Origin of the sequence: Lacrimispora sp. (assembly GCF_047605665.1) — a bacterium.
Classification (GTDB): domain Bacteria; phylum Bacillota; class Clostridia; order Lachnospirales; family Lachnospiraceae; genus Lacrimispora.
Genome location: NZ_JASGFH010000018.1, coordinates 1 through 26687 on the forward strand (window position 1 = coordinate 1; position 26687 = coordinate 26687).

The 26687-nt window shown below is 47.7% G+C and carries 20 protein-coding genes; all 20 read right to left on the reverse strand.

Annotation, left to right across the window (positions count from 1 at the left end):
* The coding region (locus tag QM657_RS14565) for a hypothetical protein (RefSeq protein ID WP_415067426.1) at nt 1–914 on the reverse strand (914 nt) is incomplete at its 3' end.
* Nucleotides 915–1478 carry a hypothetical protein gene (locus tag QM657_RS14570; RefSeq protein ID WP_415067427.1) on the reverse strand — a complete coding sequence of 188 codons (564 nt, stop codon included), beginning with the start codon at nt 1476–1478 and terminating at the stop codon, nt 915–917.
* A complete protein-coding gene (locus tag QM657_RS14575; protein ID WP_415067428.1) occupies nt 1479–3710 on the reverse strand; it encodes an ATP-binding protein in 2232 nt (743 codons plus the stop codon).
* Nucleotides 3711–3803: 93 nt separating this feature from the next.
* A complete protein-coding gene (locus QM657_RS14580; protein ID WP_415067429.1) occupies nt 3804–5480 on the reverse strand; it encodes a SpoIIE family protein phosphatase in 1677 nt (558 codons plus the stop codon).
* 12 nt (nt 5481–5492) lie between these two features.
* Nucleotides 5493–8489: an MFS transporter gene (locus QM657_RS14585; RefSeq protein WP_415067430.1), complete on the reverse strand. Its 2997-nt coding sequence runs from the start codon at nt 8487–8489 to the stop codon at nt 5493–5495.
* 2 nt (nt 8490–8491) lie between these two features.
* Nucleotides 8492–9874 carry a hypothetical protein gene (locus QM657_RS14590; RefSeq protein WP_415067431.1) on the reverse strand — a complete coding sequence of 461 codons (1383 nt, stop codon included), beginning with the start codon at nt 9872–9874 and terminating at the stop codon, nt 8492–8494.
* A 15-nt stretch (nt 9875–9889) separates the two neighbouring features.
* The gene (locus tag QM657_RS14595; RefSeq protein ID WP_415067432.1) at nt 9890–10885 is read right to left on the reverse strand and encodes a hypothetical protein; all 996 of its coding nucleotides are present in this window, start codon (nt 10883–10885) and stop codon (nt 9890–9892) included.
* Nucleotides 10886–10900: 15 nt separating this feature from the next.
* On the reverse strand, nt 10901–11287 hold the full coding sequence (locus QM657_RS14600; RefSeq protein WP_415067433.1) for a DUF4280 domain-containing protein: 387 nt from the start codon (nt 11285–11287) through the stop codon (nt 10901–10903).
* Nucleotides 11288–12046 (reverse strand): hypothetical protein, encoded by a 759-nt coding sequence (locus QM657_RS14605; protein WP_415067434.1) that lies wholly within the window; start codon nt 12044–12046, stop codon nt 11288–11290.
* Nucleotides 12047–12083: 37 nt separating this feature from the next.
* The gene (locus tag QM657_RS14610; protein WP_415067435.1) at nt 12084–12665 is read right to left on the reverse strand and encodes a DUF4255 domain-containing protein; all 582 of its coding nucleotides are present in this window, start codon (nt 12663–12665) and stop codon (nt 12084–12086) included.
* Between the two features lie 3 nt (nt 12666–12668).
* On the reverse strand, nt 12669–14441 hold the full coding sequence (locus QM657_RS14615) for a hypothetical protein (RefSeq protein WP_415067436.1): 1773 nt from the start codon (nt 14439–14441) through the stop codon (nt 12669–12671).
* 36 nt (nt 14442–14477) lie between these two features.
* Nucleotides 14478–15332, reverse strand: coding sequence for a hypothetical protein (locus QM657_RS14620; RefSeq protein WP_415067437.1), 855 nt, complete (start codon nt 15330–15332; stop codon nt 14478–14480).
* Between the two features lie 26 nt (nt 15333–15358).
* On the reverse strand, nt 15359–17089 hold the full coding sequence (locus QM657_RS14625; protein ID WP_415067438.1) for a hypothetical protein: 1731 nt from the start codon (nt 17087–17089) through the stop codon (nt 15359–15361).
* Nucleotides 17090–17127: 38 nt separating this feature from the next.
* On the reverse strand, nt 17128–18231 hold the full coding sequence (locus QM657_RS14630) for a phage tail protein (protein WP_415067439.1): 1104 nt from the start codon (nt 18229–18231) through the stop codon (nt 17128–17130).
* Nucleotides 18232–18257: 26 nt separating this feature from the next.
* Nucleotides 18258–20366, reverse strand: a complete 2109-nt coding sequence (locus QM657_RS14635; protein ID WP_415067440.1) for a baseplate J/gp47 family protein — start codon at nt 20364–20366, stop codon at nt 18258–18260.
* An 11-nt stretch (nt 20367–20377) separates the two neighbouring features.
* Nucleotides 20378–23377, reverse strand: a complete 3000-nt coding sequence (locus tag QM657_RS14640; protein WP_415067441.1) for a baseplate J/gp47 family protein — start codon at nt 23375–23377, stop codon at nt 20378–20380.
* A gap of 14 nt (nt 23378–23391) precedes the next feature.
* Entirely contained in the window at nt 23392–23823 is a 432-nt protein-coding gene (locus QM657_RS14645; protein WP_415067442.1) for a GPW/gp25 family protein, read from the reverse strand.
* 16 nt (nt 23824–23839) lie between these two features.
* Entirely contained in the window at nt 23840–24619 is a 780-nt protein-coding gene (locus QM657_RS14650) for a phage baseplate assembly protein V (RefSeq protein ID WP_415067443.1), read from the reverse strand.
* Nucleotides 24619–25698: a phage late control D family protein gene (locus QM657_RS14655; protein WP_415067444.1), complete on the reverse strand. Its 1080-nt coding sequence runs from the start codon at nt 25696–25698 to the stop codon at nt 24619–24621. The genes QM657_RS14650 and QM657_RS14655 overlap by 1 nt, the downstream gene beginning before the upstream one ends.
* Nucleotides 25699–25731: 33 nt before the next feature.
* On the reverse strand, nt 25732–26427 hold the full coding sequence (locus QM657_RS14660; protein WP_415067445.1) for a CIS tube protein: 696 nt from the start codon (nt 26425–26427) through the stop codon (nt 25732–25734).
* Between the last annotated feature and the right edge of the window lie 260 nt (nt 26428–26687).

The following is a 26687-nucleotide window of genomic DNA, read 5'->3' on the forward strand; positions in this document are numbered from 1 at the left end:
TCCTCCGAAACGTTATCTGAAGATGCGATCATATCCACCAGGTCTTCTACTTCTCCATCCGCTTCGGCTGGTCCTTCCTCGGCTCCGGCTGGTCCTTCCTCGGCTCCGGCTGGCACATCTTCCACATTCGGCTCCTCCGAAACGTTATCTGAAGATACGATCATGTCCACTAGGTCTTCTACTTCTCCATCCGCTCCGGCTGGTCCTTCCTCGGCTCCAGCTGGCGCATCTTCCACATTCGGCTCCTCCGAAACGTTATCTGAAGATGCGATCATATCCACCAGGTCTTCCACTTCTCCATTGGCTCCGGCTGGACCCTCCTCGGCTCCGGCTGGTACACCTTCTATATTATTCTGTTCTTCTGAAGTGTTGTCCACAGATGCGATCATGTCCACCAGGTCTTCTACTTCTCCATTGGCTCCGGCTGGTCCTTCCTCGGCTCCGGCTGGCGCATCTTCCACATTCGGCTCCTCCGAAATGTTATCCGAAGATGCGATCATATCCACTAGGTCTTCTACTTCTCCATCCGCTCCGGCTGGTCCTTCCTCGGCTCCGGCTGGTACATCTTTTATATTATTCTGTTCTTCTAAAGTGTTGTCCACAGATGCAATCATATCCACCAGCTCTTCCACTTCTCCATCCGCTCCGGCTGGACCTTCTTCAACTCCGGCTGGTCCTTCCTCCACGTTCTCTCCCTCCGAACCACTTCCCGGCGAATCAACCAAGTCAATCAGTTCGGCCAATACTCCCGCAGGCTCTTCCCCCGATCCGGCTGGTGCCGTATCCTCTCCGTTCTGTTCCTCCAGATCGCTGTCGGAAGAAACAATCGGATTTTCCAGTTCCGCCAATGAGTCAAGACTGCCTCCCGGCAGATTCTCTTCTTCGCCCCTTAAAAGTTCTAAAATACCAGCCATTTAATCCCCTCCCTGCTTCTTTGAGTATTGTTTCAGCAAGCGGTTCTTCACCGTCTGTTCAAATGTCATCGTCCCGCTCCAAATCTGGCTAAGGCCCGGATAAGCTGCCGCGACCACCTCCATAATCAGTTCATAATCCACAATTGCATCGCTGATGCTTTGTTCCACGGTTCCGCCTGCAGGCAGTTTAAAACAATCCCTCAGATACACTTGATAGTCGGAAGGAGATATCCCCAGGGTTCCTACAGGCAGATAGGAATTCAGCTCCTCGATTGCCTTTCTAAGCTCAGGCATCGCCTCCTCCCTGACCTCATCAGTCAGCTTAACATACAGCTCCAGCAAACACACATCCGCTCTGGCCTGATAAACAATCCCCTGAACCATAACAAAATTCTTCCGTTCCATGGTTGCGGCAAACACTGTCTTTAAAACCCATTCTCCGTTTACCTCATTTTTCATCAGCAGGCTGTTATCGGTAAATGTCTCTATTTTCCTGGATAACGCTTCAAAAAACTCTGTTTTCCATTCCTGTGTCATATCCCGTTCCTCTCTGTACTGATTCATTTATTTTATCTGTCCAAGATAGCCGAAATCCTCCGATACCAATATCTTACCGTATTTTGCAAAATTCAGCTTTACCGCCTCCACAACGTCCTCATTGGCAAGTCCCCTATGCTTTGCGGCCGCAATGTAAGCCGCGTTCGTCAGAATTTCTTTAATATTGCTGCCGGACAATTCGAAATTCTGGGCAAAAAATTCAAAATCAATTTCCTCCTCATACCTGACCTTCTCAGGGATAATGGTGGTCCATAGCTGATACCGCACCTCTCCCCCCGGAAAAACAAAATTAACCATAAATTTGATTCTCCGTTTAAAGGCATCGTCAATGTTGTTGGCATAATTGGTTGCCAGAATGGTGATGCCGCTGTAATCCTCCAGCTTCTGCAGCAGATGAGCCGTTTCCGCATTGGCATTCCGGTCATTGGAATCCTTCACCTCAGAACGCTTTGCAAACATGGCATCCGCCTCGTCAAAAAACAACAGCACATTCATATTCCTGGCTTTCCGGAACAGCGCTGATATATTCTTTTCCGTCTCACCGATATACTTGCTGACCATCTGGGAAAGATCAATTCTGTACAAATCCATCCCCAGTTCATTTGCCATAACCTGTACCGCCATGGTTTTTCCCGTTCCCGGCGATCCGTAGAACAGAGCGCAGATTCCTCTCCCATAAGGAGTTTTCCTGTGAAATCCCCATTCTTCCCCTACCACGTTCCGGTAACGGATCTGATCACAAATCATCTGCATGTGCCGCTTCTGATCCGGGTCTATCACCAGATCCTCCCAGGTAAACACTGCATTAATCAAGGTTGCATACCTTCCCAGCTGATTGGCGGACTGCTGCTTTATCGCTGATAAAAGAGCATGGCTCCCGATGATTTCCAGCCCGTCGCTGCGGCATATCATCCTAGCTCTGGCGAGAACCTCTTTGATTCCCCTGGCCGTCAGGATGTATTGATTGGCACACAGCAAAAGATCCGTATCCTCCGACAGGGAATATCCCCGGGAAAATTCCCTCCAAAGGGTGATCCGCTCCCCAACTGTCAGCATTGGCGATTCCAAGGCGGTAAAATGAAATGGATACCTGATCAGATATCCTGCCTTTTCCTCGGTCATCCAGATGAAAAAGGGCATCTCACGGGAAAGGACTTCCAGCAGATAATCAAGAGCTGGGGGAAAGGGCTTCATCAAAAACTCTTCCTCCTCATCCCCTCCATATCCTGTTTCCTCGAAACAGAGGAGGGAGTGGGTTAGGAGGCTTTCCCGCTTCAATGCCTTGACCGCCGAATTTATCTCCGGTATCTTTCCGTCAATCAGGCGGGAGACATTGACAAACAATACATTACAGCCATTTTCACAGGCTCCGTGCTTTACGGAAAAATGCTTTCCGTTCCCCATCTCTCCGTAAAGGTGAAGAACATGGCAGTCTCCCTCCCGGTTCCCTCCATAGGCTCCGATCAGGCGGCTGACCTTCCCTGCCTCCTCCTGTCTGATATGAACCGGCGACAGCTCCTCCTGCCTGTATGCCGTAACCATTGACTCCAACTCCGGCGCCAGAAAACGCTGTTCCAGCATAAAGGAGTAAATCCTCTGAGAAATCATAAATCTCCTGGATCCGGCAGATCCCCGATGGGTTTGATCTCCGGCCACCAGGTATTCAAACAGTGTTCCCTTTTGTTCCAGCAGCCTTCCCTGCTCCTCCGGCAGTACCTCATCCGTCAGTTCATAAAGAGAAAATGCCAGCCGAAGCGTAGGCAGCGTCTTTCCCTCTCCCTGAAGCCAGGCAAACAGCGCCTCATACCTGGCATCATAATAAGAAGCCATGGATAAAAAAAGCAAAAACTGTTCCAGTTTCCTCAGGCCAAAGGTCAGAAAAATCTTCCGGATGAAAAAGTCCTCTCCTCCCTGAGCCGTATAGGCCAGCCGCCCCATAATATGGACTTCAGCCAGACGGATCTGGTTCCTTACAGCCTCTCCCTTTTCTTTGGCAGACCAGCGGGTGTTTTCCGCCTCAAGTGCTTTGATTGCCTCCTGTGCTGAAACGGCAAGCCCGCGGACTGCCAGATCACCCAGACTCAGCCCTTCCTTTTCTCCGGATTTTTGCATCCGGTATGCACAAAGTACGGAAAGCCGCATATCCAGCATGGCAAACCAGTCACGCCAGTATTCCTGTTCCTGTTTATATGCCTTAGAATCCATCTTTCTGTTAAAATACAAGTCGTAAAGCTTCATTGACGGAACCTCCATGGATGCGTTGCCAATGGCTGTATCTGTTTATTTTACACCCTGCTTATCTACGGTTTTATAAACATATCTCCTTCCGGATCAGCCGTAATACCGTATCATCAGCATGGTATGATCCTGTTCCTGAGGCTGTCTTCCCTGAAACTTTCGGATATCCTCGCTCATGACGCCTATAATCCGCTCCAGGCCTATTTCCTGCTTTGTGATCTCATTCATCTGTTCGGTTACGCAGCTGTCCGAATAGACATTGCCACGCTCATCACTGGCTTCCGCCACGCCCGGTGAATAAAGAAACAGCATATCTCCCTGTACCAGACGAACAGACTGCTGAAAATAAGGTACATTCTCCATAGACCCCAGACGAATCCCCTTTTTATTAGGCAGCGGTTCAAATACCTGTCCGGACTTTTTGATCAACGGTATCATATCACCTGAATTGACGTAATCCAGCTTCCCGCTCACCAGGTTGAGTATCCCCAAAAATGCGGAAACATTCAATTCAGCCCTGTTATTGTTGCTGATCTGGTTATTGGTCTCAGCCATGATCCTGGCCGGCAGATAGCCTAACTGGGCATAGCTTTTCATAATGGTTGTCGTAATTGCCGCAAGCATGATGGCCGGAATTCCGGAACCGGATACACTGCCCATCATCATGCACAGGTGCGTGCTGTCCGTAAAAAAGAAATTGTAAAAATCACCTCCCGCACCCTTGGCAAATTCCAGTTTGGCATAAATATCAAACTCGCTTCGTTCAGGATACGCAGGAAACGTACACGGGTACAGATTTAACTGTATCTGCTTTGCCACATCAAGCTCCGCTGATATCCGCTCCTGGGTTACAGACATGGTTTTCATATCCACCATATAATGAATCAGTTCCTTCATGGTGTGATTTAAGCTCTCGGCCAGGGACTGTATTTCATCTCTGGTTCTGGTCTGAATCTCCTGAAACTGAAACTGAGACGGATCTGAAACCGCATAACTCTGCTTTACAAAGTCATCTGCCTGTTCCGCGATCATTTTAATGGGGCCAAGAACCTGGCGGTTCATGACGAATAAAAACAATGCCAGGAAAACCACAACAACAATCACCGCTCCCACCGCCACGGAAACCAGGTAAGAGTGGAGGTTATTATAAATACGGGTCATAGAAATATCTGTACACAAAATGCTAATCAGCTCTCCGCTTTCATTCCTGATGGGCTTATAAGCTGTCTTCATATATTCCACAAAATTGCCCGATCCCTGAGCCACCTGAGTGCTGTTATCAATATACCGGATTTCAGTATCATTCTGTGCAACGCTCTCCTGCATCTGCCTGCGGAATTCTTCTCCAAAATCCTCTGTTTCCGCAATATCTCCCAAATAGCTGATGGTATCTGATTCATAAAGCAGTTCTTCCGGTGTATATCCGGTCATGACATAAGCCAGGGTTCCCTGCTCCACACCCTCCGGATAACAGATCATGTAAATATACTGGGCATCGGAATTCTCTTTCACATGATTCAGTTCCTGCTGAAGAGCATCATAAGCAGCATCCTTTATTCCGGTTTTAATAGAGGCCTCCAGATGTCCGGTATCAATTTTTTCTGAGATAATGGAAATCAGGGTACGGGCGTAATTCTCATAACTTTCTTCGATGCTCACACTGTACCGGTAATAGCCAACTCCTCCAATCAGCAGGCTTAGGAACAATGCAAACAGAGTACAAAATGCAATAGCCTTATTGCTTAACTTACTTCGACGTCCTGATTTCATCCGAATCCCTCCTTACGAAACGCCTGTATCCTTTTTGGCCTTCCTCGCAGTCAGCGCATAAATCCCGTTCAAACCTCCCACACAGCCAATCAGTCCCAGAATTCCACTGCCAAAGCCAATAGAAATAATTCCGGCAAAAATAATGGACCCGGTGGATTCTCCCAGATTGTCCACAAAATTGTATGCTCCCATGGCTTTTTCTTCGCCATAACGAACCGAATCCTCCATCCGGATAAAGTGGGAAATCCTGGTGGAAGAACCAAAGCTGTTGGCTAAACCAATCAGCAGCATTGCAGCCAGAAGAGACTGGAAAGACATGTTCCATGCAAAGATCAACAACCCTGAAAATGTAATCAGGCTGGATAAATACATGGCTTTGTCCTTAAACCTTCTGCTTAAATAATTGGTAACCGATACGCTTAAATATACGCTGCACAAGGAGCATGCAATAATCAAAAGGCTGGTGACCTTTTCTGTTAAATTGTGTTCATTTCCATAAATTGGAACGTAGTAATAGGTAAAGCTGTTCATGATGATATATGGAATCTGAATGCAAAGCATAAATTTCAGGATTCCCGGCGATGCGATGAAGCCAGGCAAGGTCTGCTTTTTTCGCCCATTTTCCGGCTGCCGGGCCTTTGCCATGACAAACCGGCTGCCTACCATGACAAAGACCAGGGTGACCAGCCCCCATACCAGAGCTGAAACAAAAAATACCCGGTTTTGTCCCAAACGCTCCGCCAATGAGGAGCCAAACAGCATACCGCAGTTAATCCCCGAAATGCTGGCGGCATTAAAAATCGAAAAACCATTTTCATTTTCCTGATTTCTGGAAATAGATGCAATAAAGATATGAATCGAATTGGTAATCAATCCTACGCCAATGCCATTCATCACCATCCCGGTTAAAATCATACCGTAGTTGGCGGAAGCAGCCATGAACAGATCACCGCACAGGGCAATGATTCCGCTGAGGGAAGCCAGTCTGGCAAATCCCATTTTTTCCATAAGCCTGGGACAGAATAAAGAAGTCAGTCCGATGAAAATCAGATTCAAGGTAATTGGCAGGGAATTGGCCAGGGTGGGGGGAAGCCCCATTCCTTCCCCGGCAAACCGCATAACATAAACCGGAAGAAAGGAGGTTGCCATATTAAAAGCCATAAATGTAATAAATACGGTGAATCTCACCACATGCATGGGAATGGGGGCAGCCTTATCCGTCACTCCCTCCCTGTATTTCTCTCTTAAGTCAAAGAAGGACAGAACCTCGCTGAACACGAACATAATTACAAGTATAATCATAATCATGGTGACAACAATGCTTTCCGACATGAGCCGGATCTTTCCGTCAATCACACTGCTTAAGGTTCCTACGGAAACCACGCCGCCCACCTGGCCGTCGTCTCCCTTAACCGGAGTCATCACATAGATATAAGCCCCTGTCTCACTGCGGATATCACTCTGTAAAGAAAGCCCCTGTTCATAAACCTCCTTTACACCCTGTGTTTCATCATCAGTGAGAGGGTAAAATGTACCGATGGAATTGTCCAGATAAATCACCGCATATCCCAAGGTACCGTCATAACGGAGTATATTGCAGTAAATGTCCTCACTGTAGGCATATTCCTTATCCAGAACCTGATTCATGGCATTCCACAGATTTCGATAGCTGCTATTCCCATAGTTCTGGGGCATCTCAATCTCATCCAGCTGCTCGTTTTTGATGCCGTTGCTGACAATCTGAGCCGTCATGGATAATTTGGTCAGAAGCTCGTTTCTGTAAACCTCCTTAAACTGCCCCATCAGACCATACACCAGAATGATGGAAACCGCAATTACCGTAGAAATCACCAGAGCGCCGATTTTCTGGGTATTGGTATAGGATATGGCAAAAAGAAAATACAAGGCCCGAATAAAAAGATAAGCCAGCATTATCAAAAAGACCGCAGCAGCCAGATCAAACAGTAATTCCTCCCGAAGGTAATGGAAGGATTTTGTGTACTGATAAGAGCCGGAAGCTTCGGTGCCATCTGCCTCTGAGGTGAATATCCCACCCCCAGACACATAGGACAGCATCTGCCTTCCATCCTGCAGTTCTTGATAGGAAGCGTTCCACATCTGGGAGCCTTCCGCCACCACTTCCCTCAAAAACCCATTGGCTTGTGAAAACTTAAGAAGCTGATTGGACCCAATGTCCGTCACATAAACAGTGCCGTCCTTCCCCATGGTTCCCCGGTACAAAACCACCTTCTGCCCATCTTTAACCGTGCTGTCCGCCTCCAGCTGATAAAGGGTGTCCATGGTCTCTGCGCCCGGAGTTCCCCGGTAAATCCGTCCCCTTTTATCAATGGCATAGACCTCCAGACTCTCTGCATCAATGACAAAATCCTGGATCAGCGTAATGGCATCCGCCATTTCATAAGAAGAAAGGGTGGTCATTTCCTGACTTGTCGGATTGAGCTCACGGAGGGAAAAGCCGGTTTCATCCGCCTCCACAAAATAAAGGAGGTCTTTCCTGGCAGTCATGCCAAATATCCGGTGCTTATCAGCATAAATGGCATCATAATCTGCCTCATAGCAGGTCCCCAGCAGCTTTCCCTCAGAGTCATACTGCAGAATGCTTTCGTAATCCAGGGAAAAACCGGTTTCGCTCCAGCCCGTCTCCTGTACAAAGATATTCCCATTGTCCGCCACACTGATATTTTCCGCATAGTAAAAGGTGTCGCCAAAAGGGGCCGCTCCGTAAATGGCCTCATCCACCTGTCCGTCGGCAATTTTCAATATCCTGGTTCTTTCATAATCAACCACATAGTAATTCCCCTTCTGGTCCGCTTTCACCATCCACGGAGATTCCACAGGCATTTCCCTGCTGAACTTCCAATCGTACTGATAGGAATAATGCCTCAAAAAGAAAAGGCAGAGGACAGCTATGACCATGCATAACAGGTCGGTTTTCCTTATTCTCTTTTCCGCCATTGCTTTTCTGATCTTATGAAACCGTTCCGCCATCTTCAATACTCTTCACTCTCCAGATAATCTTTGTATTCAATCCCTGCATTATAAATGGTGTTTTTTCCATCCCTGCTTATAAACTCCGGATAAAGAACCGAATGAAGCCTGATCTCATCCTTATGTATTTTCTGACATTTCCGCCCGGAATCCGTTTCATCCAGACTGTCCAGCTGAACCACATGCCGTGTGCCGTAAATATAATAAGGCAATGCCAGCATGGTGATATAGTCCACCACCGCATCCTTTTTTCCGTTTGCATCGGTCAGCTTTCGCATGTAGGAGGAGTCCTGTATAAACGGTTCTCTCTTATCATAAAATATCCTGCATAACTCTTTGTCCCTGCTGTGGAGAACGGTTACCGTTAACTGAGGATATCTTTTTTTCAAAACATCAATCACTTCCAAAAACAAATCTGTGATCTTATAAGTCTCCGCCTCAAATTCCGCCAAAAGCTGCCGCTTCCACGGCTCATCCAGAAGAGCCGCATCACTGGTCATATATTTAATGTAGGACAAGTCCGGCAGAGGAATCACCACCTTGCCACCCAGCAAACCGGCAATTTCAAAGACATAAAGCAGACTGATATACTCCTGTCTGGTGATGCCTGTTTTTCTGTTTAAAATGCGAATCCCCTTTATGTGATGCCGGTGGAGACCCAGATACTCTTCAAGGGTAACAGACTGCTTCTCAGAGTCCCTGGCGCAGTTGCGGCCGCAGCTGCAGTCAAACACCCCCTGTTCTCCCTCCAGCGTATCCACAAAAAGCAGCACTTCATCAATTCCAAAGAGACAGGGGCCTCCCACAATTCCTATTTCCTCTCCTTTTAAAACAGCACGGCGCAGTTCCGGAAGACTGGTGGTCAGCCATGGAAATCCATCTAATTCCTTTAACTCTGTCCCGCCCAGTTTGGGCACCATTTTCACTATATTTTCAAAGGAGGTTACCATGACCCGGTTTTTATATTCAAAAAAACGGAGTTCTTCCTGGTTTTCCCCATACCTTTTGATCACCGCTTCACGGCAGGCTTCCATACGCAGGGCAATTTCCTCGCGCAGCTGTCTCCGTTCACTGCTTAAGTCCTCTAAAAGATCTTTTTTCTCAATACCCCTGCGATTCTTTTTAATCTCAACGGCCTGCTTCTGATTCTCTTCCATCATTTCCATCAGTACCGGAATCCCCCGCCTTCGTTCCTCCTGTCTGCAGGCTGTGTAAAATTCACAGACAGGATAGTAATTTCTCCCCTTTTCCATTCCCTGAAGAATTTCAAAGAAATCACCTGCAACCAGAGGAAAATCCAATACAGCATCTCTTTCCCATCGGTATACGGTCTGCTCCTGATCCAGGTTATACCGCTTCATCAGCTCTCTAATTGTTATAAGCATACAATTTTCTGCCCCCTAGCAAGTCTCAATAAATATGTCACGCTCCCCTTTGCCGTTAAAATATTCATCACAGCGCAGGAGATAGTGTTTTGCCGCCCTGTCCATGGGAGCCATCTTCAAAACCTCAATAAAATGCTGCCTCGCCTCCAAAAATTTCTGCTCCGCAAATAATTCCACCCCTTTTTCAAATACCATTTTGCTCTTTCGTTTTTTATTGCGGATTTCCACCACATCTCCGTCAAAAACATCATAGACCTTTTCCAGCGTATTGGAAGCCCTGATACGGATGTATCCCAGCAGACGGTAATTGAATTTTCTGGCACTGTCCTCTATCTGCTCCAGAAATTTCGACGTTACAACAATCTTTGCTTCATATTTGTGGCCGATGGAGCGCAGCATTCCTGCAAACTCCTTGGCCTCCGACAGGGTCAGGATGGTCATCCTTCGCTCATGTCCCACCACTCCGATCATAACAGAGCCGTAGCAGAGTCCCACTGTTACGGATTCATATTCCCTGTCCCGTCCGTCAATGGTATTAATATTCTCGCAAATTGACACGGAGGCAGTCAGAGCCTGTTCATACTCCTCCAAAAAAAGTGCGCTTAAGCCTCCTCCCTGAAACCCTTCCACCATTCCGCCATGGCTGTATACAACAGGAATAACCTGATTCAGCATGCGGTTAATAGAGGTAAACACCTCATTCACCCGTTTGCCCTGAACCATCCCCGACAAATCCGCCATATTAACATCCATAATAATAGAGGAAAAATACTGCTGATCCCCCACCGCAAGATCGGAGTACCGCTTTACCTTCAGCATGTTCAGCATCTCTCCGGGTATCATCTTTTCAGAGATATCCTCGGATTTCCCGGCTGCGGAAATATTTTTTATTGCCGATTCCTGATTCCTCTTCCATCCGGCAAGCTTCCTGGACAGCATCCTGTTTCTCGCAGTGCAGACAATCAGACACGCTCCCAAAACAATTGATACAACACTCATATCCAGTTCCATTCTCCATCCCTCCCCTTAAGGCACCATAATATTCATGGTAACCGGATTGACGATCTGAATGACTCCTCCCCAGGAACAGATCAGCTTTGACGCATTATTAAGAACCGGATATCCGCCAACCAATACCGCAGGACTTCCCGGTGCCCAGGGGGCGGAAATCACCGGCAGGCAGGGCATGGGGGTCAGCACTCCCAAGGCAGCCGCTGTGGCAGCCGCCACCTGCGGGTTGGAGGGAGAACTGCACATCCCGAAGGGCAGCACATTGACCATGGGCTTGTTATCCATAATCGTGGCCACCGGGGTGCTGCTGAGCACCTTACTTATCGGAAGCACTGTTAAGGATGCCGGTGCAGCTCCAAAAGCACATTGTAAAAGAGAGCCTCCGCAGACACATATTCCCATCTATCCTTCCTCCTTTAAGAGATTCAGTTTATTTATAGTGCCTTTAACCAGCCTGCAGCTATGGGATGTATGTTCCGTTCCTGCCGCCTCACAGTAAAATTCACGGGAATCCCCGCTCATATTTAAAACCGGAAGGAAAAAATAGCCTTTTTCATCTGCATTGGTGCTGTATACCGGATATATGGTGGTGCCGATTTTTTTATAGCTGCTTTCCAAAGGATCAGTAAGCAGATACCGGCCTTCCCCGTCCGCCTTGGAAATTCGGAAAAATTCCTGTTTTGATCTGTCCTTGTTCTCGATATAGAGAACCTTTCCTTCAATATCCATCTCCTCCGAATGATAGATGCCGATTTCCCTTCCATGCTCTCCGCTTCCGGCATAGTCGTACAGAAGCTTCATTGCCTTGACTCCCTCCCGGCAGAACAGGCGGATCTGACTTCCTGGTTCCGCCGTCCCCTCCACACAGGTTGTTCCTGACGGCAGAAGATACGCCCGGTTGGGAACCATTCTGACCTTCAGCATGGTGTACGCAGCATCCTCTCCCGATAAATTTACCGGCACAGTCTGGCTCTCATACATTCCGCTTTCAATCAGAACCTGGTGCCGTACTTCCGAAAGGCCGGTAAAGACATGATATCCCTCCGGCTTTTGGATCGGAGGCTTTTCTCCCGGTATCCTTACTCTGGCTTTGCTTCCTGTGATGACCTTGTTATTAAAATCATCGATCAGCAGAACCACCAGAGACACTTTTGTTCTCACACTGTCCGCCATACTGCATTCACCACCGTTTCCATCTTTAGTTTCGGTTCTTTTCGTCCACTGTAAAATCAACATCCACAACTCTGCGAAGAGTTTTCACCTTTAAGGATTCAATTTCTACCGGATAGACCTTGTAATACAGAGAAAGCTTATAAGGCATATTAGGTGTGTTCCACATCTTCAGCTTTTCTTCATTGTCAAGCTTCAGCATCTCAATCCGCAGAGGATAATCCATATTCCCGTTGCCTTCGCTTAAATAATCCGGCCCGAGAATCGGATTGTCCCAAAGGGTCTGAATCACCCGGCCCAGAATCCGGTGTTCCTCCGACGCGCGGAATTTGATGTCGCTGGAGGAGTAAGCGGTAATCATATAAAAGAGATTCAAATACTGGGAGGGAGCCTTTCTAATATCCCCGGCAATCCCCGGATTCCCCCTCCCCATCATCTCTTCACTTTCCTTCACATCATACAAATAGATTCCCAGGGACAAATCCCCCTTGTCTTCCGGACTGCAAAGGCCAATGGCATCGGAGTTTAATATGATCTCCGGAACCATCTGACTTCTCAATATTTTGACGATTCCATTGCCCACATCTGATATGATTGAATAATTGGACATAGGTCACTCCTTTCCCTTTTTCCCTTCATCCTCTGATGAAAGGTTTATCCCGGGACCGATCTCTGTCTCTGCCTCCCGGCCTGCGTCTTCATTTGCTTTCGCACCAGCTATACTTGAGTCCTCTTTTGATTCCTCCTCTTTCCCGGTTCCCTCAAGATCTTCCTGGGAAACCAGCAGTTCTCCCAGATGGAATACTCCCTGACTGACGATCATGCCTGTCAACCCGTCATAGAGCACTCCCTTTCCTTCGAACTGCCCTCTTTGGAAGCTGCCCTCATAGACCATCACCCCTCCGGCATCATAGAGTTTTCCGGAACCCTGATACTGTCCTTCAAAAAATTCTCCCTCATACCGGAGATTTCCTGTGTCCGGAAAAAACAGGGCGCCGGTTCCCTGGTACTGTCCATTATAAAATGTACCCTGATAGACCAGCTTTCCCGTCTCCGGATTGAACAGCTTTCCCGACTCTGAATATTTATCTTCGGCAAAGGTTCCATGATAGACAAGACGATCCTGTTCGTCATAGAGCTTACCTGTTCCGCTGTATTCACCCGCCAGAAAATCGCCGTCATACAGCAGGTGCTCCTCTGCATAGGACTTTCCCTTTCCTTCATAAAGACCCCGAACAAAATCCCCCTCATAAATCAACTGGCCTTGGCCGTCATACAGCTTTCCTTTTCCCTCATAGACTCCATTGACAAAGCCTCCCTGATAAACCAGAGTTCCTTCTTCATCATAGAGAACTCCCTCTCCCTGATAAATTCCGTTTAAAAAGCTTCCTTCATACAGCAGCATTCTCTGGCTGTATAATTTCCCCTGACCGGAATAAAGTCCCTGGCTGATTTCTCCCTGGTAAAGCACCTCTCCTTTGCCGTCATAAAAAACAGTACGGCCGCTTTCCAGATAACCGTCTTTAAATTCTCCTTCCTCCTCCAGTTTTCCATTGATATAACGATGTCCCTGTCCCTGCCTGATCCCTTTGGAAAATACGCCTTCATAAAGAAGCTCTCCTGAATCCTCATACTGTTTTCCGCCGCCTTCATACAGTCCCTTTAAAAAACCGCCTTCATACTGCAGACTGCCGTTTTCAAAATACAGCTTCCCATTTCCTTCATAAAGCCCCTTTGCAAAATCCCCCTCATACCAGATCAGGCCGTTTTCATGGTACAGGCTTCCGGTTCCATCGTATTGGTTCATCAGAAAACCGCCCCGGTAGCGAAGGACTCCGTTGGGATAATACTCCTCACCGGAACCGGAATAGGCTCCCATCTGGAACTCCCCTTTATAAATCAGGGCTCCGTCATAGCCATACAGGGTTCCGCTGCCGTTTATCTGTCCACCGTCAAGACGTCCGATAAATAAAACATTCCGGTTTTCATAGCTGTCCAACAGCTTTACCCGTCCTGTGTAGTCCTTCATCTCCACCGTATTGACAACCATTGTCCTGACAAAAAGCTTTGCCTGTATAAATGGAATGCCGATCCGAACCATAAAAACCACCAGCAGCATCAAAAGCAGAAGGATCACCGCAACCAGCTTTTTTGCCACATAAAGCTGTCCGAAAATGAAATACTCTTTTAATGACTTGGGTTTTTCCGCAACCTCTTTTACCTCAGTCTTAATGTCCCCGGACATCCTGCCCACAATATTGGTCGGACTGATCACCCGGAGAATCTTCCGATACAGCATCAGAACCGGGGTGACAAAAATTCGTTTAATTTTTTTAATCAGAAGTAAAAACGCCCTTCCCAGGTCAAAGTTACCGGAAAATCTCATATTCCTGTCTCCTTATGTTCATCGTTAAAATAGCTGTTACTGAAGCTTTAAGGTTCCGATCTGATCCACAACTTTCGCTGAAGACGCCGGTTTGGAGGCGTGATCAATGGTCCACAGCATGTAAAACAGTCCTGCCGCCAATACCCCTATTACAATTATTTTTTTCAGCGGTTTAAACAGCTTCCTGATTCTTTCCCACATACGGAAAACCCATGTTTTAGGCATCTCCAGCTCCTGCTTGGAAAGCGCCAGCACCTGTTCTCTCGCATGGAGAAATCCCCGGTACAGCTCCAGATAACCGCCGCAGCGGCTCTTCTCCAGCATATCCAGGAAATCCGCCATGGGCCTGACCACCTCTTTTTTCAGTTCCTCTTTAAATACAAACTCAGTCAGTTCCCTCAGGCGGTTTTGCACCTCTTTCATGGAATATATCCTGCTTTGCGCCATATCATCGATTCCATACCGGAAGGAAACATCCAGGCTCCGATTGACGAAGACCTGTTTCAACTCCAGACAATGGCTTGCAAAATAACAGGACATGTCCAGTAAAATAATCCGCTCCAATACCTTTTTTATAATCTCCAGCCGTTCTTCCAGGCTGGAATATTCACTGATCAGCTTCTGCTCCAGCTCCTGTCCTTCAAAGCAGGAAAACACAAGCACCAGGGATTCGCCGCTGACGAAGCAGTCCTGAAAGTCCACAAATGCCTCATTAGCCACCTGTTCATATAAAAACTCCACTGCCGCAAATATAAGCTTCTGATCCTTTATCCGAATGATCAGACACCGGCTGTGATCAACTGTATTTTCACAAAGGCAGACCTCTTTCTGTCCGTCCTGTTCCAAATATCCTATAACCAGATATGCTTTTTTTACCGTCTGTATGATCATCTTTCTCACCTGCCTGTATGAACCGGTTAACTCTTATTGCGTACCACTACAAATATAGATGCCTTTACCTCTGAGAAGGCTACGCTCTGGGCAACCACCTCATAGACTCCCGGCGTATTGGGCGCCGTGTAATGACCGTTGGAATCCACAAAGCCGCCGTTGTTCTTTACGCTCCATTCCACCCGCTTATCCGTCATATTCACACAGTTTGCCTCTAAATAATAGCTCTCTCTCAGCCCCAGCTCCAAAATGCCCGGCTTGATAAATATCTTTTTTTCTATTTTATCCGCATGCTCTTCCGCCACATTTTTAACAGCAGTCCAGCGCACCTTTATCTTTCCGCCCATCACCGTCTCCAGCAGGCGGATTCCCACTGCAAAGCTGCCCTTGTCCTCATAGGTGCGAACAGCCGATTCCACCCGGATTTTCTGATCCTCAAATACCTCACTGGAGCCATAGACGACTTCCTTCTGCTCTTCCTCCAGACCGGTCTGAATGGCCACCCGGCCAAGACCCAGACCATGAAATATCTCTCCGGAAATCAGACGCTGTCCCCTCTGACCTCCCAGTCCCAAATCAAACTCAATGACTCCGTCTCTCACCTGAGCTCCCAGGGCGCTTTCTCCCCGGATGAACTGCCCTTGGGAATCCACTCCGCTTCCGATGCCTCCCATGCGGACCGACTCCTTCATCAGCATCTTGATCAGGGCACCGCTCAGGGCGTTGCTCATAACATACTGGTTATAAGGCATCTGCTCAATCCGGTCGATAAAATAGGAGTCTCCGGCTTTTATCATATAGATTTTTCCCAGATAAATGGTTTCCTTATAGGTAGCTTCCATCAGGCTTTCCATGGCATGATAGTGGTACTGCTTAAGCAGCTCCTCTTTTCCATCCCTGGCGGTCAGCTTCATCACAGACCGCCCATTGGCTCTGGCATCCACCTTCTGCTTTGCAATATACAGGCCAAAGCTGTCACTCTCTACGTCTGCGCTTCCTTCCATCTCCGACACATTCATGGCTTTCAGATGATAGGTCAGCGTGTATCTGCCCTTTTTTTCAAACATCATTTCATCGAAGGACACCGTCATCTGGGAATCCCCCTGATAAGTCAGTCCGGTCAGATTCAGGGTATAGGAAAAGGATATGTACTGCTGTCCCAGGTTCTCAACCTCTACAGTCAATTCCGCTTCCTGTCCGGACTGAACGAATTTGGGACAGTTCTGGATAATGGTGACACCCTGACCCGAATAGATTCTGACCTTCTCCTCATATAAGGCATCACAGGAAAGGTTGATCTCCTCCGGCTTCTGATTGGTTAAGTACAGGCGGTATCCTTCCCTGATTCTGTTGTTCTGCACGCCTTCAGAGGAGGTCACTCCCGAATTGCCGGCTATATTATGAACCGGATTGGTTCCCTCCTGGCTGTATTCGATGCACAGATATACATAGCTGTCCTGCATATCCGCACAGCTTTCAAAACCGTCAATTAACGAAAGCTTCTTAATGACCGGGGCATCCACCACGATTTCCCTGCCAAGAGAATCCAGGGCACACCCTGCTTCCACCGATACGGTCTGCTCATCAACCATCACCACGTACATGCCGGCAATGACTCCTGTTCCGCACACAAACCGGTTGATCATCCTCCGTTTATCGTTGCCGTATTTCTGCTCCAGCGCAAAATCGTCCACTGACAGCAGCTTGCCATAGAAATATTGGTTCCTTTCAAAGGGAAAAATGGTTGAATTTTTCATTTTCCGTTCTCCTTTTTTATGTTTAGGCATTTATGAACTTAAATCGTGGAAAAAGGAACCATGGACAAACCGTCCAGAGCCAGGTTCCTGTATTCTCCGAAAGAGCTGTTGATTCCCATATACACATGACCTCCCAGGAACATATAAGGCTCCAGGATAACCAGGTTCGGTTCCATCTGCGCCGGCTTCGTTTCATCAATCAGCCGGAGCAGGGATTTATACTCGTTTTGGGTTGGAACGTATTCTTTTTTTAAAATAACCGAAAAGGTATAGGGACTGACTCCGTACAGTCTGGCCAGGTTCTCCTTTAAATCCTTATCCGCCATGTAAGGCTCCATCTGGTAATATTCCACCAGATATGCCTCCCCCCCTGTATATAAGCGGATAAATTCCAGCATTCCTTCTCTGGTTCCTCTTTTTTTATACAGACGGATTCCATTCTTCAGCAGCATTCGAAGCTGTTTTTCCGACCACATGTGGCTGCCTGCTATATCCAGCCACTGGGTAAGCCAGATGAGAAATTCCTTTTGTGCCGCATCCACGTCAAACATATCCGGAACTTCCCGTATCCTTTGATTCATGCTCTCATGAAGAGTTTGAAAAATGGCAAGATACCGTTCCAGGAAATTCCCGGTATCATTGGACTGGTAGACCTCCGGCAGACAGCCAATCCAGGACTGCTTGGGAAAATAAAACCGCATGCGCTCCAGCTTCATCTCCTGCCCGTTCTGCCTAAACAGCTCCGCCGCAATCCACAGATACCGTCCCGTGACCCCGTAGAGCAGGATGTCGCATATTCCTGTCTCCTGCTTTTTCATGAACGGCTCCATCCTCTCCATCTTTTCTTCAAAGGGAACCTCCTGAGCTTTCATAAGCAGACGGATATCTTCTTCCACGCTGTTGGCCGCAAAAACCGTAATTTTATAAGGAATACTGTCATCCCGGCCTGTATCAAAGACCATCCGGTGCCATTCCATGTCCTTTTCCCTGCTGTCCAGAATTCTGGAAATAAAGGTTCCCCGGCTGCCCCTGCCTGTCTGGCTGACCCAGATCCCATCCTGGTCGCACTCCATATTTTCCAGACAGCCTCTGGAATAATCCTGAGATTTGTTGAAAATAAAATATTTTAACTGATTCTTCATTCTATCCTCTTTCCGGCACTACAGCATTATTCTCCGGTGCTGAACAGATACTGTATCTCTCCTAAGCGAACCACTCCGTTGGGAGGGAGTTTTATGGTTCCATCCTTGCTGCGCAGCACCCCCGTTCCCCTCACATCCACATTGAGGGAATTGATTCGGAGCACACATTCCAGCATATCAATAATTCCATACAAATCACTGTACTGTACCGTCACCCCGAATTCATTGTGAATGTCCGCAAAATATTCATCCAGGGTTAATCGCACCCGTTCCACCGCTTCCCTGTAATGGGGCTGCAACACAATATCAGCATAAATTTCAAAGGTAATATATTGAGGAGAAAGAAGACTGATCTTTCTTCCAACCATACGGTAACGCTCCAGATGAGCCAGTATATTCTTTTTATAGCAGTCGCCAAGTCCTCTTTCACCGTCCGGAGAAAAGGGCTTCACCACAATATTGATCTCCGCTTCCTCCACATCATTTTTAATCTGACCCATGAGGCTGGCGGGAATCACCTTACAGCTTTCCAGCAAAAGTCCCGGTGTTTCCATCACATAACGTTCATAATCCTCATAGCTGACAGCCGTCTCCGGGTGTTTCAGTTCTTTTCTGGCTCTTAAAAAGCTTTCCTCCAGACTTTCTTCATCCCTTCCGCCCTGACAGTCCTCCCGGTTACAGACCCGGATATCCTCCGGCTCCATGCCGTCAAAGCGGTCGATCTTACCGGCCTTTACATTTCCCCTTCTTCCCAGCGTCTCCTGGTAGGAGGTGATGATGATATCCCCTTCCGGAGCCATTCCCCTGATGCAGTTCCCAAACCGGACCGTTCCCTTTCCGGAATCCAGAATATAATGACAGTCCTCCGGTCCTGATTCCGAAAAATCCCTGACCTTAGTCCAGGTCACATAACGGTCCTGGCTGTCCGCCTCCCGGATCATAAGCTGAAACGACTCATATTCCACCTGGGAATTGTCCAAAGAATATTCCTGATACGGAAATCCGCTGCCAAAAGCCAGGAATTTTCTCTCCTCATCCTCCGCCATGGCACTGATGATGCGGACACCCTCCACCGTTCCTGCAAAAGCAGGCAGTTCAAACTGAAAGCGGGAAACTCCTGTTTCAAAATCCGGCGTTTTTGTAAAACCCGATATCCGGTACCAGCCCCCTTCGCCGCCTATGTAAAGATCATTTCGCCCGTTCAGAGCCATCATAGTATCAACGGTACAGGAAGCCTGATGTCCGGCCAGCTCAAACTCTCCTTGATCCCTTTGTTCAATCACCTGCTTTTTCTGGGTCAGAGGAATCCGGTTGACGCTGATGGATTCCAGGACAGGAGGAACATCATAGCTTTCCTTTTCCAGAAGCACCCGGAGAAAATAACCTCTTTCCCCAAAAACCTCTGTCTCTTCCATGTCCTCCAAAAGACAAAATCCCAGCTTTCCGGAGAAAATCGCCCCATTGGTTCCATCAGAGAAGCCGTGAACCGTCTTCCAGACTCCCCCACGGAAATACTGAAGCTTTATTTCCGCCAAAGGATCCGGCAGGATCCCTGTCAGAGGATTTCGCTTTACCCGGTAATCCTCAAACAGTTCCAAATGGACATCCATAGCCTCTCCCCTGGGAAGTCCGTGGCTGAATCCAATATAAAAGCAGCTTCCAATCCACGGCTTTTCTCCAAAGAGAAGCATATGCAGGCTGTTCCCAAACCGGAGCCTTTCCTTATCCACCCGCTGAAGCATACCGGCTCCGGCTGAAAAGCAGCATATCACATCGTCCCGGATCAGATGCTTTTGGGCTCCCGTTTCAAAGCATATATCTCCCGCATACAGCCTGGTTCCCTCCAATACCGTAACATCCTCAGGGGGCATGACCTGAACCAGGACGGAGGCGGGCAGCTTTGTTCCGGGCCGGATTCCCAAAAGCTTCAAATATCTCTCCCGGCTCTCTTCGCTGATCTGATCCAGAAAAAACAACTGGCTTTCTTTCATCCAGGAAAACAGCTCAATCAGCGTTATTCCGGGATCATGATAGTTAAAATCCGTCCAATCCGGATAAAGGCTGATAATCATATTCCTGGCTTCCGCCATCATATCTTCAAAATTTTCATTATCAAGCACTAATTCTGGAAGCATATGCCTCCCTCCTATCCAATGTCAATCATCACTTCATGCTGACCGCTGACCGGTAAAATATACCGGTTTTGTCTTATCTGCTCCAAGTCCACTTCCCGCCGTCCCATAACATCCCCTGCAAAAGCACTGATATAGATATTCTTTACGAATACCAGATCCGGAATATTTCCTATGGCATTTTTGATCTGTATATTATTGGGAAGCTGGCCGATCTCCCAGCCTTGATTGTGGAAATTGCCGGTCAGAGGATTTAAAAAATCTGCCAGTCTGTCATGCACCTGTTTTTTTACCTGAAAAGCAGCATTATAATGGGAAACCGTGATATCTGCCCTGACGGACAGCTCTACAAACTCCGGCTCCATAACCGCCAGCTTTCCCATGCAGAACAGGTTGCCCTCCACCTTATCCTTAAGATACCGCTCCACCTCATCCTTGATGGTGCCAAAGAGTTCTCTTCGATGTTCAAAATCCTTCTGAAGCACAATCAGGGTGACGGCTCCAGGGATCCTCTGTCCAGAACGGCCATATCCGGAAAAACATTTCACTCTCATGATACTTCTGGAAGCCGCCATGGCAATCTCTTCATAATCCCTGACGGTTATGGCTCTGTTCTGATGACGTATCTTAGCCGAATTGCGGATTAAAGCGTCACTTAAAGACTCTTTGCTGCTTCCGCCCGCAAGTGCCTGGAGATTTTTAATTTCATTGATAAACCCTATTTCCTGGTTCATCTGCCTGACCCGGTTCTCCCCCACATTGGTATGCTCCCCGCCGCCGCTTAAGTATTCCACACGGATATTCTCGCTTCTGGAGGAGGGGGGAAGCCTTCCTTGCCTGCCGTTTCCAAAGAGAATAAAGCCCTCATTCTTATCCAGCACATAATCCCTTGACGTTTCCCCGGATTCTGTAAAATCCTCCGCCTGATTCCATTTGACCCAGGCTTCCTTCAGCATGCCGGCCTCGTCATATATGGGCTTTAAAAGCTTTTCTTTCATCAGCTTCTCATATTCCCCAGCCCTTAAATCATTTACTTCATTCACCCAGACCTCTGCTTCAATGATCTTCCTGTCCGATAACTCAAGACGGCTGTTTTCCTGATACCCCTCTCTTCGAAACAGCTCCGACACTGCCTTATCCACATTCATGATCCTGGTGGTATTCATGTGAATTCCCCGGATTACAGGAAGAGCCGCCGTTCTGTTTTTCGGAGCATAGCCGTTGTGGACATCAGTGATCCGGATCCAATACTGTTCCCTGCCGAATATCTTCTTTAAAGCAAAATCCTTTCGTCCCATTACGGTCACAATTCCTGATTTGGAAAAGCTTCTGGTCTCATCTACCAGATTCAATTCCTTCCAGCTGCTCCCATTGTAATACTCCCAAAGGAGATTTTGTCCCGTCCGATCCACATTGTCCTTTATCATGAAGAAAAGCTTTAAGGGCCCCTCTGAAAGCGGAAGCTGAAAGCCCAGATACAGAGCCTGTCTCTGCATTCCGGTCTGAATAAAAGGACGAAAAGTCGCAGCCTGATCCGAAGCTGTTTTCGGAGCCTGACGGCTTTCCAGATTATTATAGGAAATCATATGCTCCGGCCCCACCTCGCGGCCCAGATAATCATATTCGAATATGGTATCCTCCATCACCGGAGAAATATAGGCACCCTTCAGCTTAAACAGATTATTCACCTTGATAATCCTGGCTCTGATATAACGGGATTCGCAGGAGTTCACCACCAGCGGCTCCAGATCATGAGGACATATCCATTCTATCTTTTTATATTCCCCGTTCACATCGTTCCGGGGAAGAAACACATGGCTGTAACGGTCATCCGGAAACAATCTGGCCCAGCCCTTTCCGTTATAATACTCCCACATCACTTCCTCAATGGTCACGTCATATTCCGGATCTGATTTAAAATCAGACCGCTTCATAATCCACTCCCACTTTACCGGATCATTCTCCACATTGTAATCCAGGGGTATTTTGGCAAAATCCAGATTAAAGGCCAGTGTCACCCTGGCTCCCTTTTTACAGAGCGCCTCTTCGCATCCAAAATAAACCTCATTAAAATTCGTAAGCCTCTCTCCAAAAGGAAAGTAGTGCTTCCTATTGCTTTCAATCCCATTGGCATAAACGCTGTCCGGAAGAATATTGCTGCCCCATGAGCGTATGACCACTCTGCCAAATTCCAGGTATTTGAACGGCTCCATATCCCTGACCACACAGCGGATAAAATATCCCGGCCTGCCCTCTACCTCTGTTCTGGCAAAAGGCGGCTGTTCCTCTCCTTTACGGAGAAGGATGGTTCCGTCTTCCAGCCTCTCACTGCTGAATTTCTCATAACCGGAGCCGGAATAGTATTCAAAACAGGCGCAGGCAGGATCCGTCAGCTTTCTCTGGATTTCCTCCGGCACCCGGAACTCTCCCCTAAGATAAAGGGACAGCTGAATCCAGCCGCTCTCTTTGATATAAAATGCCTGGTCATGGGAAAAATACAGCTCATGTCTCTGAAGATTGGGACGGCTCAAATCAAAAAATGCCTCCTCTTTCCACCCCTCTCCTGCTTCATAAACCCGGGAGATAAAGTCTTCCTGATCACAGACGTGATAAATTGCCTCCACCCTGGCCGGAGATACATAGACATCATCCTCCGTGCGGTAATTGATCAAACCGATCTCCTCATCCTCCGACTGGGCGCTGACAACGGTTCCTGAAGGAAGTGCAACCCCATCCACCTCGTCATTGACAAGGGAAAATGTGACATATCCTGCGGCAGGAACCGCCGGCAAAAGCCCGGCATCCAGTTCATTTAAAAAAGCAATCCTGTTTTTAAGGAAAACCTGGCTGAACTTATTGGCCGTTCTTGCATGCATCTCTGCATAAACCAGAGCCAGGGCCGTACCAATATCCGGGAATTCCGTATCAAACTTCCATTCCGGTACATAGCTTCCGGCCTTTTCCCTGATCTGCTCTATGATTTCTTCCTTTGTCCATATCGTAAGATTCTCCATATACATACCTGCCCTTAAAATGAAATCCTGTCTCCAAATCCCTCATTGATAAAAAACGGAAATACAAGATTAAACGGGTTGTTGGTGGTTCTTACCACATAGCCGACCCTGACAAGCAGTTTGCCGGATTCCGCGTCATCCAGCATCACCTCCACATCAATATCCCGGATTCTGGGTTCCCATAAAATCAAGGCCTCTTCCGCACTGCGTTCAATTTCTTTTAAGGAAGTAAAATCCATGGTTCCGAATATGTAGTCATGAATGCTGCAGCCAAATTCCGGATTCCGCACCCGTTCACCCTTTCTGGTCATAAGGAGGATGTAAATTGCCTCCCGGATATCCTCTTCATAGGAAGAGGTCATCATTCTTCCGGTTACCGGATCCACCTGAACAGGGAATTTAAATCCTCGTCCTAAAAAAGAATTGGCATTGTCTCTGCTCCCCATATCCCTCCACCTCTTCCTAATTGATCTTCACCATAGCTCCCTTTACCTCCAGAATCCCGCTGGATTCCGCTTTTAAAGATCCCTGGGCCTTCAGACTCATCATGGCTCCCTCCAGGGTGGTATTCTGACCTTTTAAGCTGAGTGCCTGAACCGCTTCCACCTTGACACTGTTGGTTTTGATCTGAACCGTTCCCGTCTGTCCGTCTGCCAGAATCAAATCCTTTCCTCCCACCGACAGGCGGATCTTATTCTTGGCGCTTAAGGTCACCTCTCCGCTTTGTGCATCAACGGTCAGTCCGTTGTCTCCCTTGTCGTCCTGAATCACAATCTGCTTTTTTTCATCGTCAATAGCAATCCGCAGCTTGCCGGGGGTAGTCACTGAGACGACCGCCTTTTTGTCCTCATCATCGAATACCACCTCACAGCCGCCCTTCGTCTTAAATCGCTTTACTGTATTCTTCTCATTGGCCGTCTCATCCGGCAGCTTGTTTTTGTTATTCCACAGAGAGCCGATCACGACCGGACAGTTGCGGTCTCCCATATGAAAAGCCACCACCACCTCAGCACCGATCTCAGGCAGTGCGTAAAATCCGTGGCTGTTTCCGCAGTAAGGCATGGCCACAGGGATCCAGCCGGTAACATTTTTCCCCTCATCGCCCAGCAGCAGCTCCACCCTTACCTTTCCCGGAAAATCTTTATTCCAGTTTTCTTTTACAACCCCCATGGCAATGCCCGGATTGGCAAACGGAAACTGTTTTGCAGCGGCTGTCTCAAGCAAATCGTCAAACATTCCCATCAGCAGGCACCTCCGATTTCAAAATAGGTCATAAAATTTTCACTGTTCAGCACATGGGTCACTTCCGTAATGTAATACTTCCTGTTAAGCATTGCATCCATCGCTTCCACCTGCAGATATCTGCCCGGAATTAATTCGGGAAGTCCAAAGGTGCTTCCCTTACCCACGCAGGTGCTTTCCTCCTGGCTTCTGGCCAGGGCTGCCGCCCGGATTTTTGCTTTTTCCACGCTGTCCGCATCCGCATCCACCATAGTCAGAACAGGCGTCTTGCTTATAAGCTTTGTCTGGCTTAAACAGCCGGAGGCTTTTTCACTTGCTTTGACGCTGGTCTGCTCCTTTGGATTATAGCCGATTACGTTTACCTGCAGATCCAGATAGGAGAAATCCACGTTCAGACTCTGCAGCTCTCTGCCATATTCCACATTCAGCATGGGAGCCTTGACAGACTGGGCTGCCCTGAAATAAGCCTGATCTCCGACAATAAAAAACTCCCGGTCTGTTTTACAGGCATGAATCAGTTCCTTTGTAATAAAATCAAAATCATTGGTGGTCTGGGATAAAGGCTTTTCTAACCCGTCTGAGGTGGCCTCAATGACGGGTGAACACAGTTTTGAATAGGCCTCCAGCACCTCCCTCACCGCATCGGAATAGTTCCTGACATCATGGAGCACCTGTTTTTTTCCGCTTGTCATCATCAGTCTTCTGGCATCCATCAGCGTCACCACCAGCAGCGGGCTTTCCCCAAATTCCGCCCCTAACATGGCCACATAGCCCTTAAATACATTTTTCGTAGAGGAAAGATATCCAAGCTCTACCTCTGCGACTGTTCCCAGCTTAAATTTCTCCTTCACATCGGAATCAAAGGAGTGATTTTTTTCCTGATACAATCCGGCAATTTTAAAAACTGCCATTCCCGCAAGCTTTACGGAGAGGGTCACGCGAATCTCCTCAATCACCAGACCCATGGTTTTAATCACATCGGAGCCGTTTACCTTGATTTTCAATGCAGGAATGATGAAATTGCCGTACTGAGATTCCAGGAGCGCATAACTGGAGCTTTCTCTCATCAGATCTCCCACTTGGATTCTCCTTTCAAAGGCCTTTCAAAAACCTTACAAATCCGTCAGAGCCGGTACCTTCAGCACTGTCCCTGTTTCTATATTCATAGGGTCCAGGATCCGGTTGGCTCTGGCAATCACCCGCCACTGATTGATGTCTCCGTACTCCCGGTTTGCCAGCTCCCATAAATTGCTGTCCTCCGACATGACCCGGCTCTTTGTCCGGTCCGGAGATTGAGGGGGAGAGCTCTTTATGGCGCTGTCACTTCCAACGGAAAGAAGCTTACAGTCCACCTTAGCTCTCACCGGCACACCTTCCCTGTCAAACATGGTAAAGCTGGTATCCACCTGAATCACCACACCGGTAATACTAATAGAACCCCACACAAACGTGACCAGCGGGGGCCTGTGCAAATCTCCGTCTACTTTTAAGAGGTTGGAAAATCTGGCGGTAAGGGAAGATACATCGGTTGCGTCTTTCGATTTGGAAGAACTTTCACCAAGAACAGAATCTGTGTCAAAATGAAAGCTGAGACTGGACACAGACTGCACGGAGCTCACGTACTGAGTCACGCCCTTTGCAGTTCCCTGTCCCGTAATCTGATGATACTCAACCTTCTCTTTGACTGAGTACGATTCCGGATTAAACTGAACATAAAGAGGAGAGGCATCCCCTTCAATTTTAAACTTCGCTTTGTTACTTGCCGTGCCGGTATTCTTAGCCTGATTAGACTCTGACAATATACCCATTTCCTCTGCCCCCTCCCTGAAAAGAATCGGCTGTACACAAGTTCCATATTTTGACAATTTTCGCAATAAATATTATATAATATTTTATTCTCTGCAATGAAACTAGTCAAGTTCTTATGTTTGAACCGGCAAAGATCATGTGTGAACTGGAAATATTTATGCTGTACGTTTATGGAATACTGTTCATGAGGTGATCTGTTACACCTGGCAGATAATCCGGAAGCGTATGACAGGGTTCACATACAACATCTTCAGCTTTA

Bases quoted from the DNA above. Each gene is read 5' to 3' on its own strand.
- QM657_RS14585 (WP_415067430.1), bottom strand. From the start codon at position 8,489: ATGGCGGAACGGTTTCATAAGATCAGAAAAGCAATGGCGGAAAAGAGA.
- QM657_RS14640 (WP_415067441.1), bottom strand. From the start codon at position 23,377: ATGGAGAATCTTACGATATGGACAAAGGAAGAAATCATAGAGCAGATC.
- QM657_RS14660 (WP_415067445.1), bottom strand. From the start codon at position 26,427: ATGGGTATATTGTCAGAGTCTAATCAGGCTAAGAATACCGGCACGGCA.
- QM657_RS14595 (WP_415067432.1), bottom strand. From the start codon at position 10,885: ATGGAACTGGATATGAGTGTTGTATCAATTGTTTTGGGAGCGTGTCTG.
- QM657_RS14645 (WP_415067442.1), bottom strand. From the start codon at position 23,823: ATGGGGAGCAGAGACAATGCCAATTCTTTTTTAGGACGAGGATTTAAA.
- QM657_RS14615 (WP_415067436.1), bottom strand. From the start codon at position 14,441: ATGAGATTTTCCGGTAACTTTGACCTGGGAAGGGCGTTTTTACTTCTG.
- QM657_RS14590 (WP_415067431.1), bottom strand. From the start codon at position 9,874: ATGCTTATAACAATTAGAGAGCTGATGAAGCGGTATAACCTGGATCAG.
- QM657_RS14635 (WP_415067440.1), bottom strand. From the start codon at position 20,366: ATGCTTCCAGAATTAGTGCTTGATAATGAAAATTTTGAAGATATGATG.
- QM657_RS14650 (WP_415067443.1), bottom strand. From the start codon at position 24,619: ATGGGAATGTTTGACGATTTGCTTGAGACAGCCGCTGCAAAACAGTTT.
- QM657_RS14610 (WP_415067435.1), bottom strand. From the start codon at position 12,665: ATGTCCAATTATTCAATCATATCAGATGTGGGCAATGGAATCGTCAAA.
- QM657_RS14600 (WP_415067433.1), bottom strand. From the start codon at position 11,287: ATGGGAATATGTGTCTGCGGAGGCTCTCTTTTACAATGTGCTTTTGGA.
- QM657_RS14575 (WP_415067428.1), bottom strand. From the start codon at position 3,710: ATGAAGCTTTACGACTTGTATTTTAACAGAAAGATGGATTCTAAGGCA.
- QM657_RS14620 (WP_415067437.1), bottom strand. From the start codon at position 15,332: ATGATCATACAGACGGTAAAAAAAGCATATCTGGTTATAGGATATTTG.
- QM657_RS14580 (WP_415067429.1), bottom strand. From the start codon at position 5,480: ATGAAATCAGGACGTCGAAGTAAGTTAAGCAATAAGGCTATTGCATTT.
- QM657_RS14625 (WP_415067438.1), bottom strand. From the start codon at position 17,089: ATGAAAAATTCAACCATTTTTCCCTTTGAAAGGAACCAATATTTCTAT.
- QM657_RS14630 (WP_415067439.1), bottom strand. From the start codon at position 18,231: ATGAAGAATCAGTTAAAATATTTTATTTTCAACAAATCTCAGGATTAT.
- QM657_RS14570 (WP_415067427.1), bottom strand. From the start codon at position 1,478: ATGAATCAGTACAGAGAGGAACGGGATATGACACAGGAATGGAAAACA.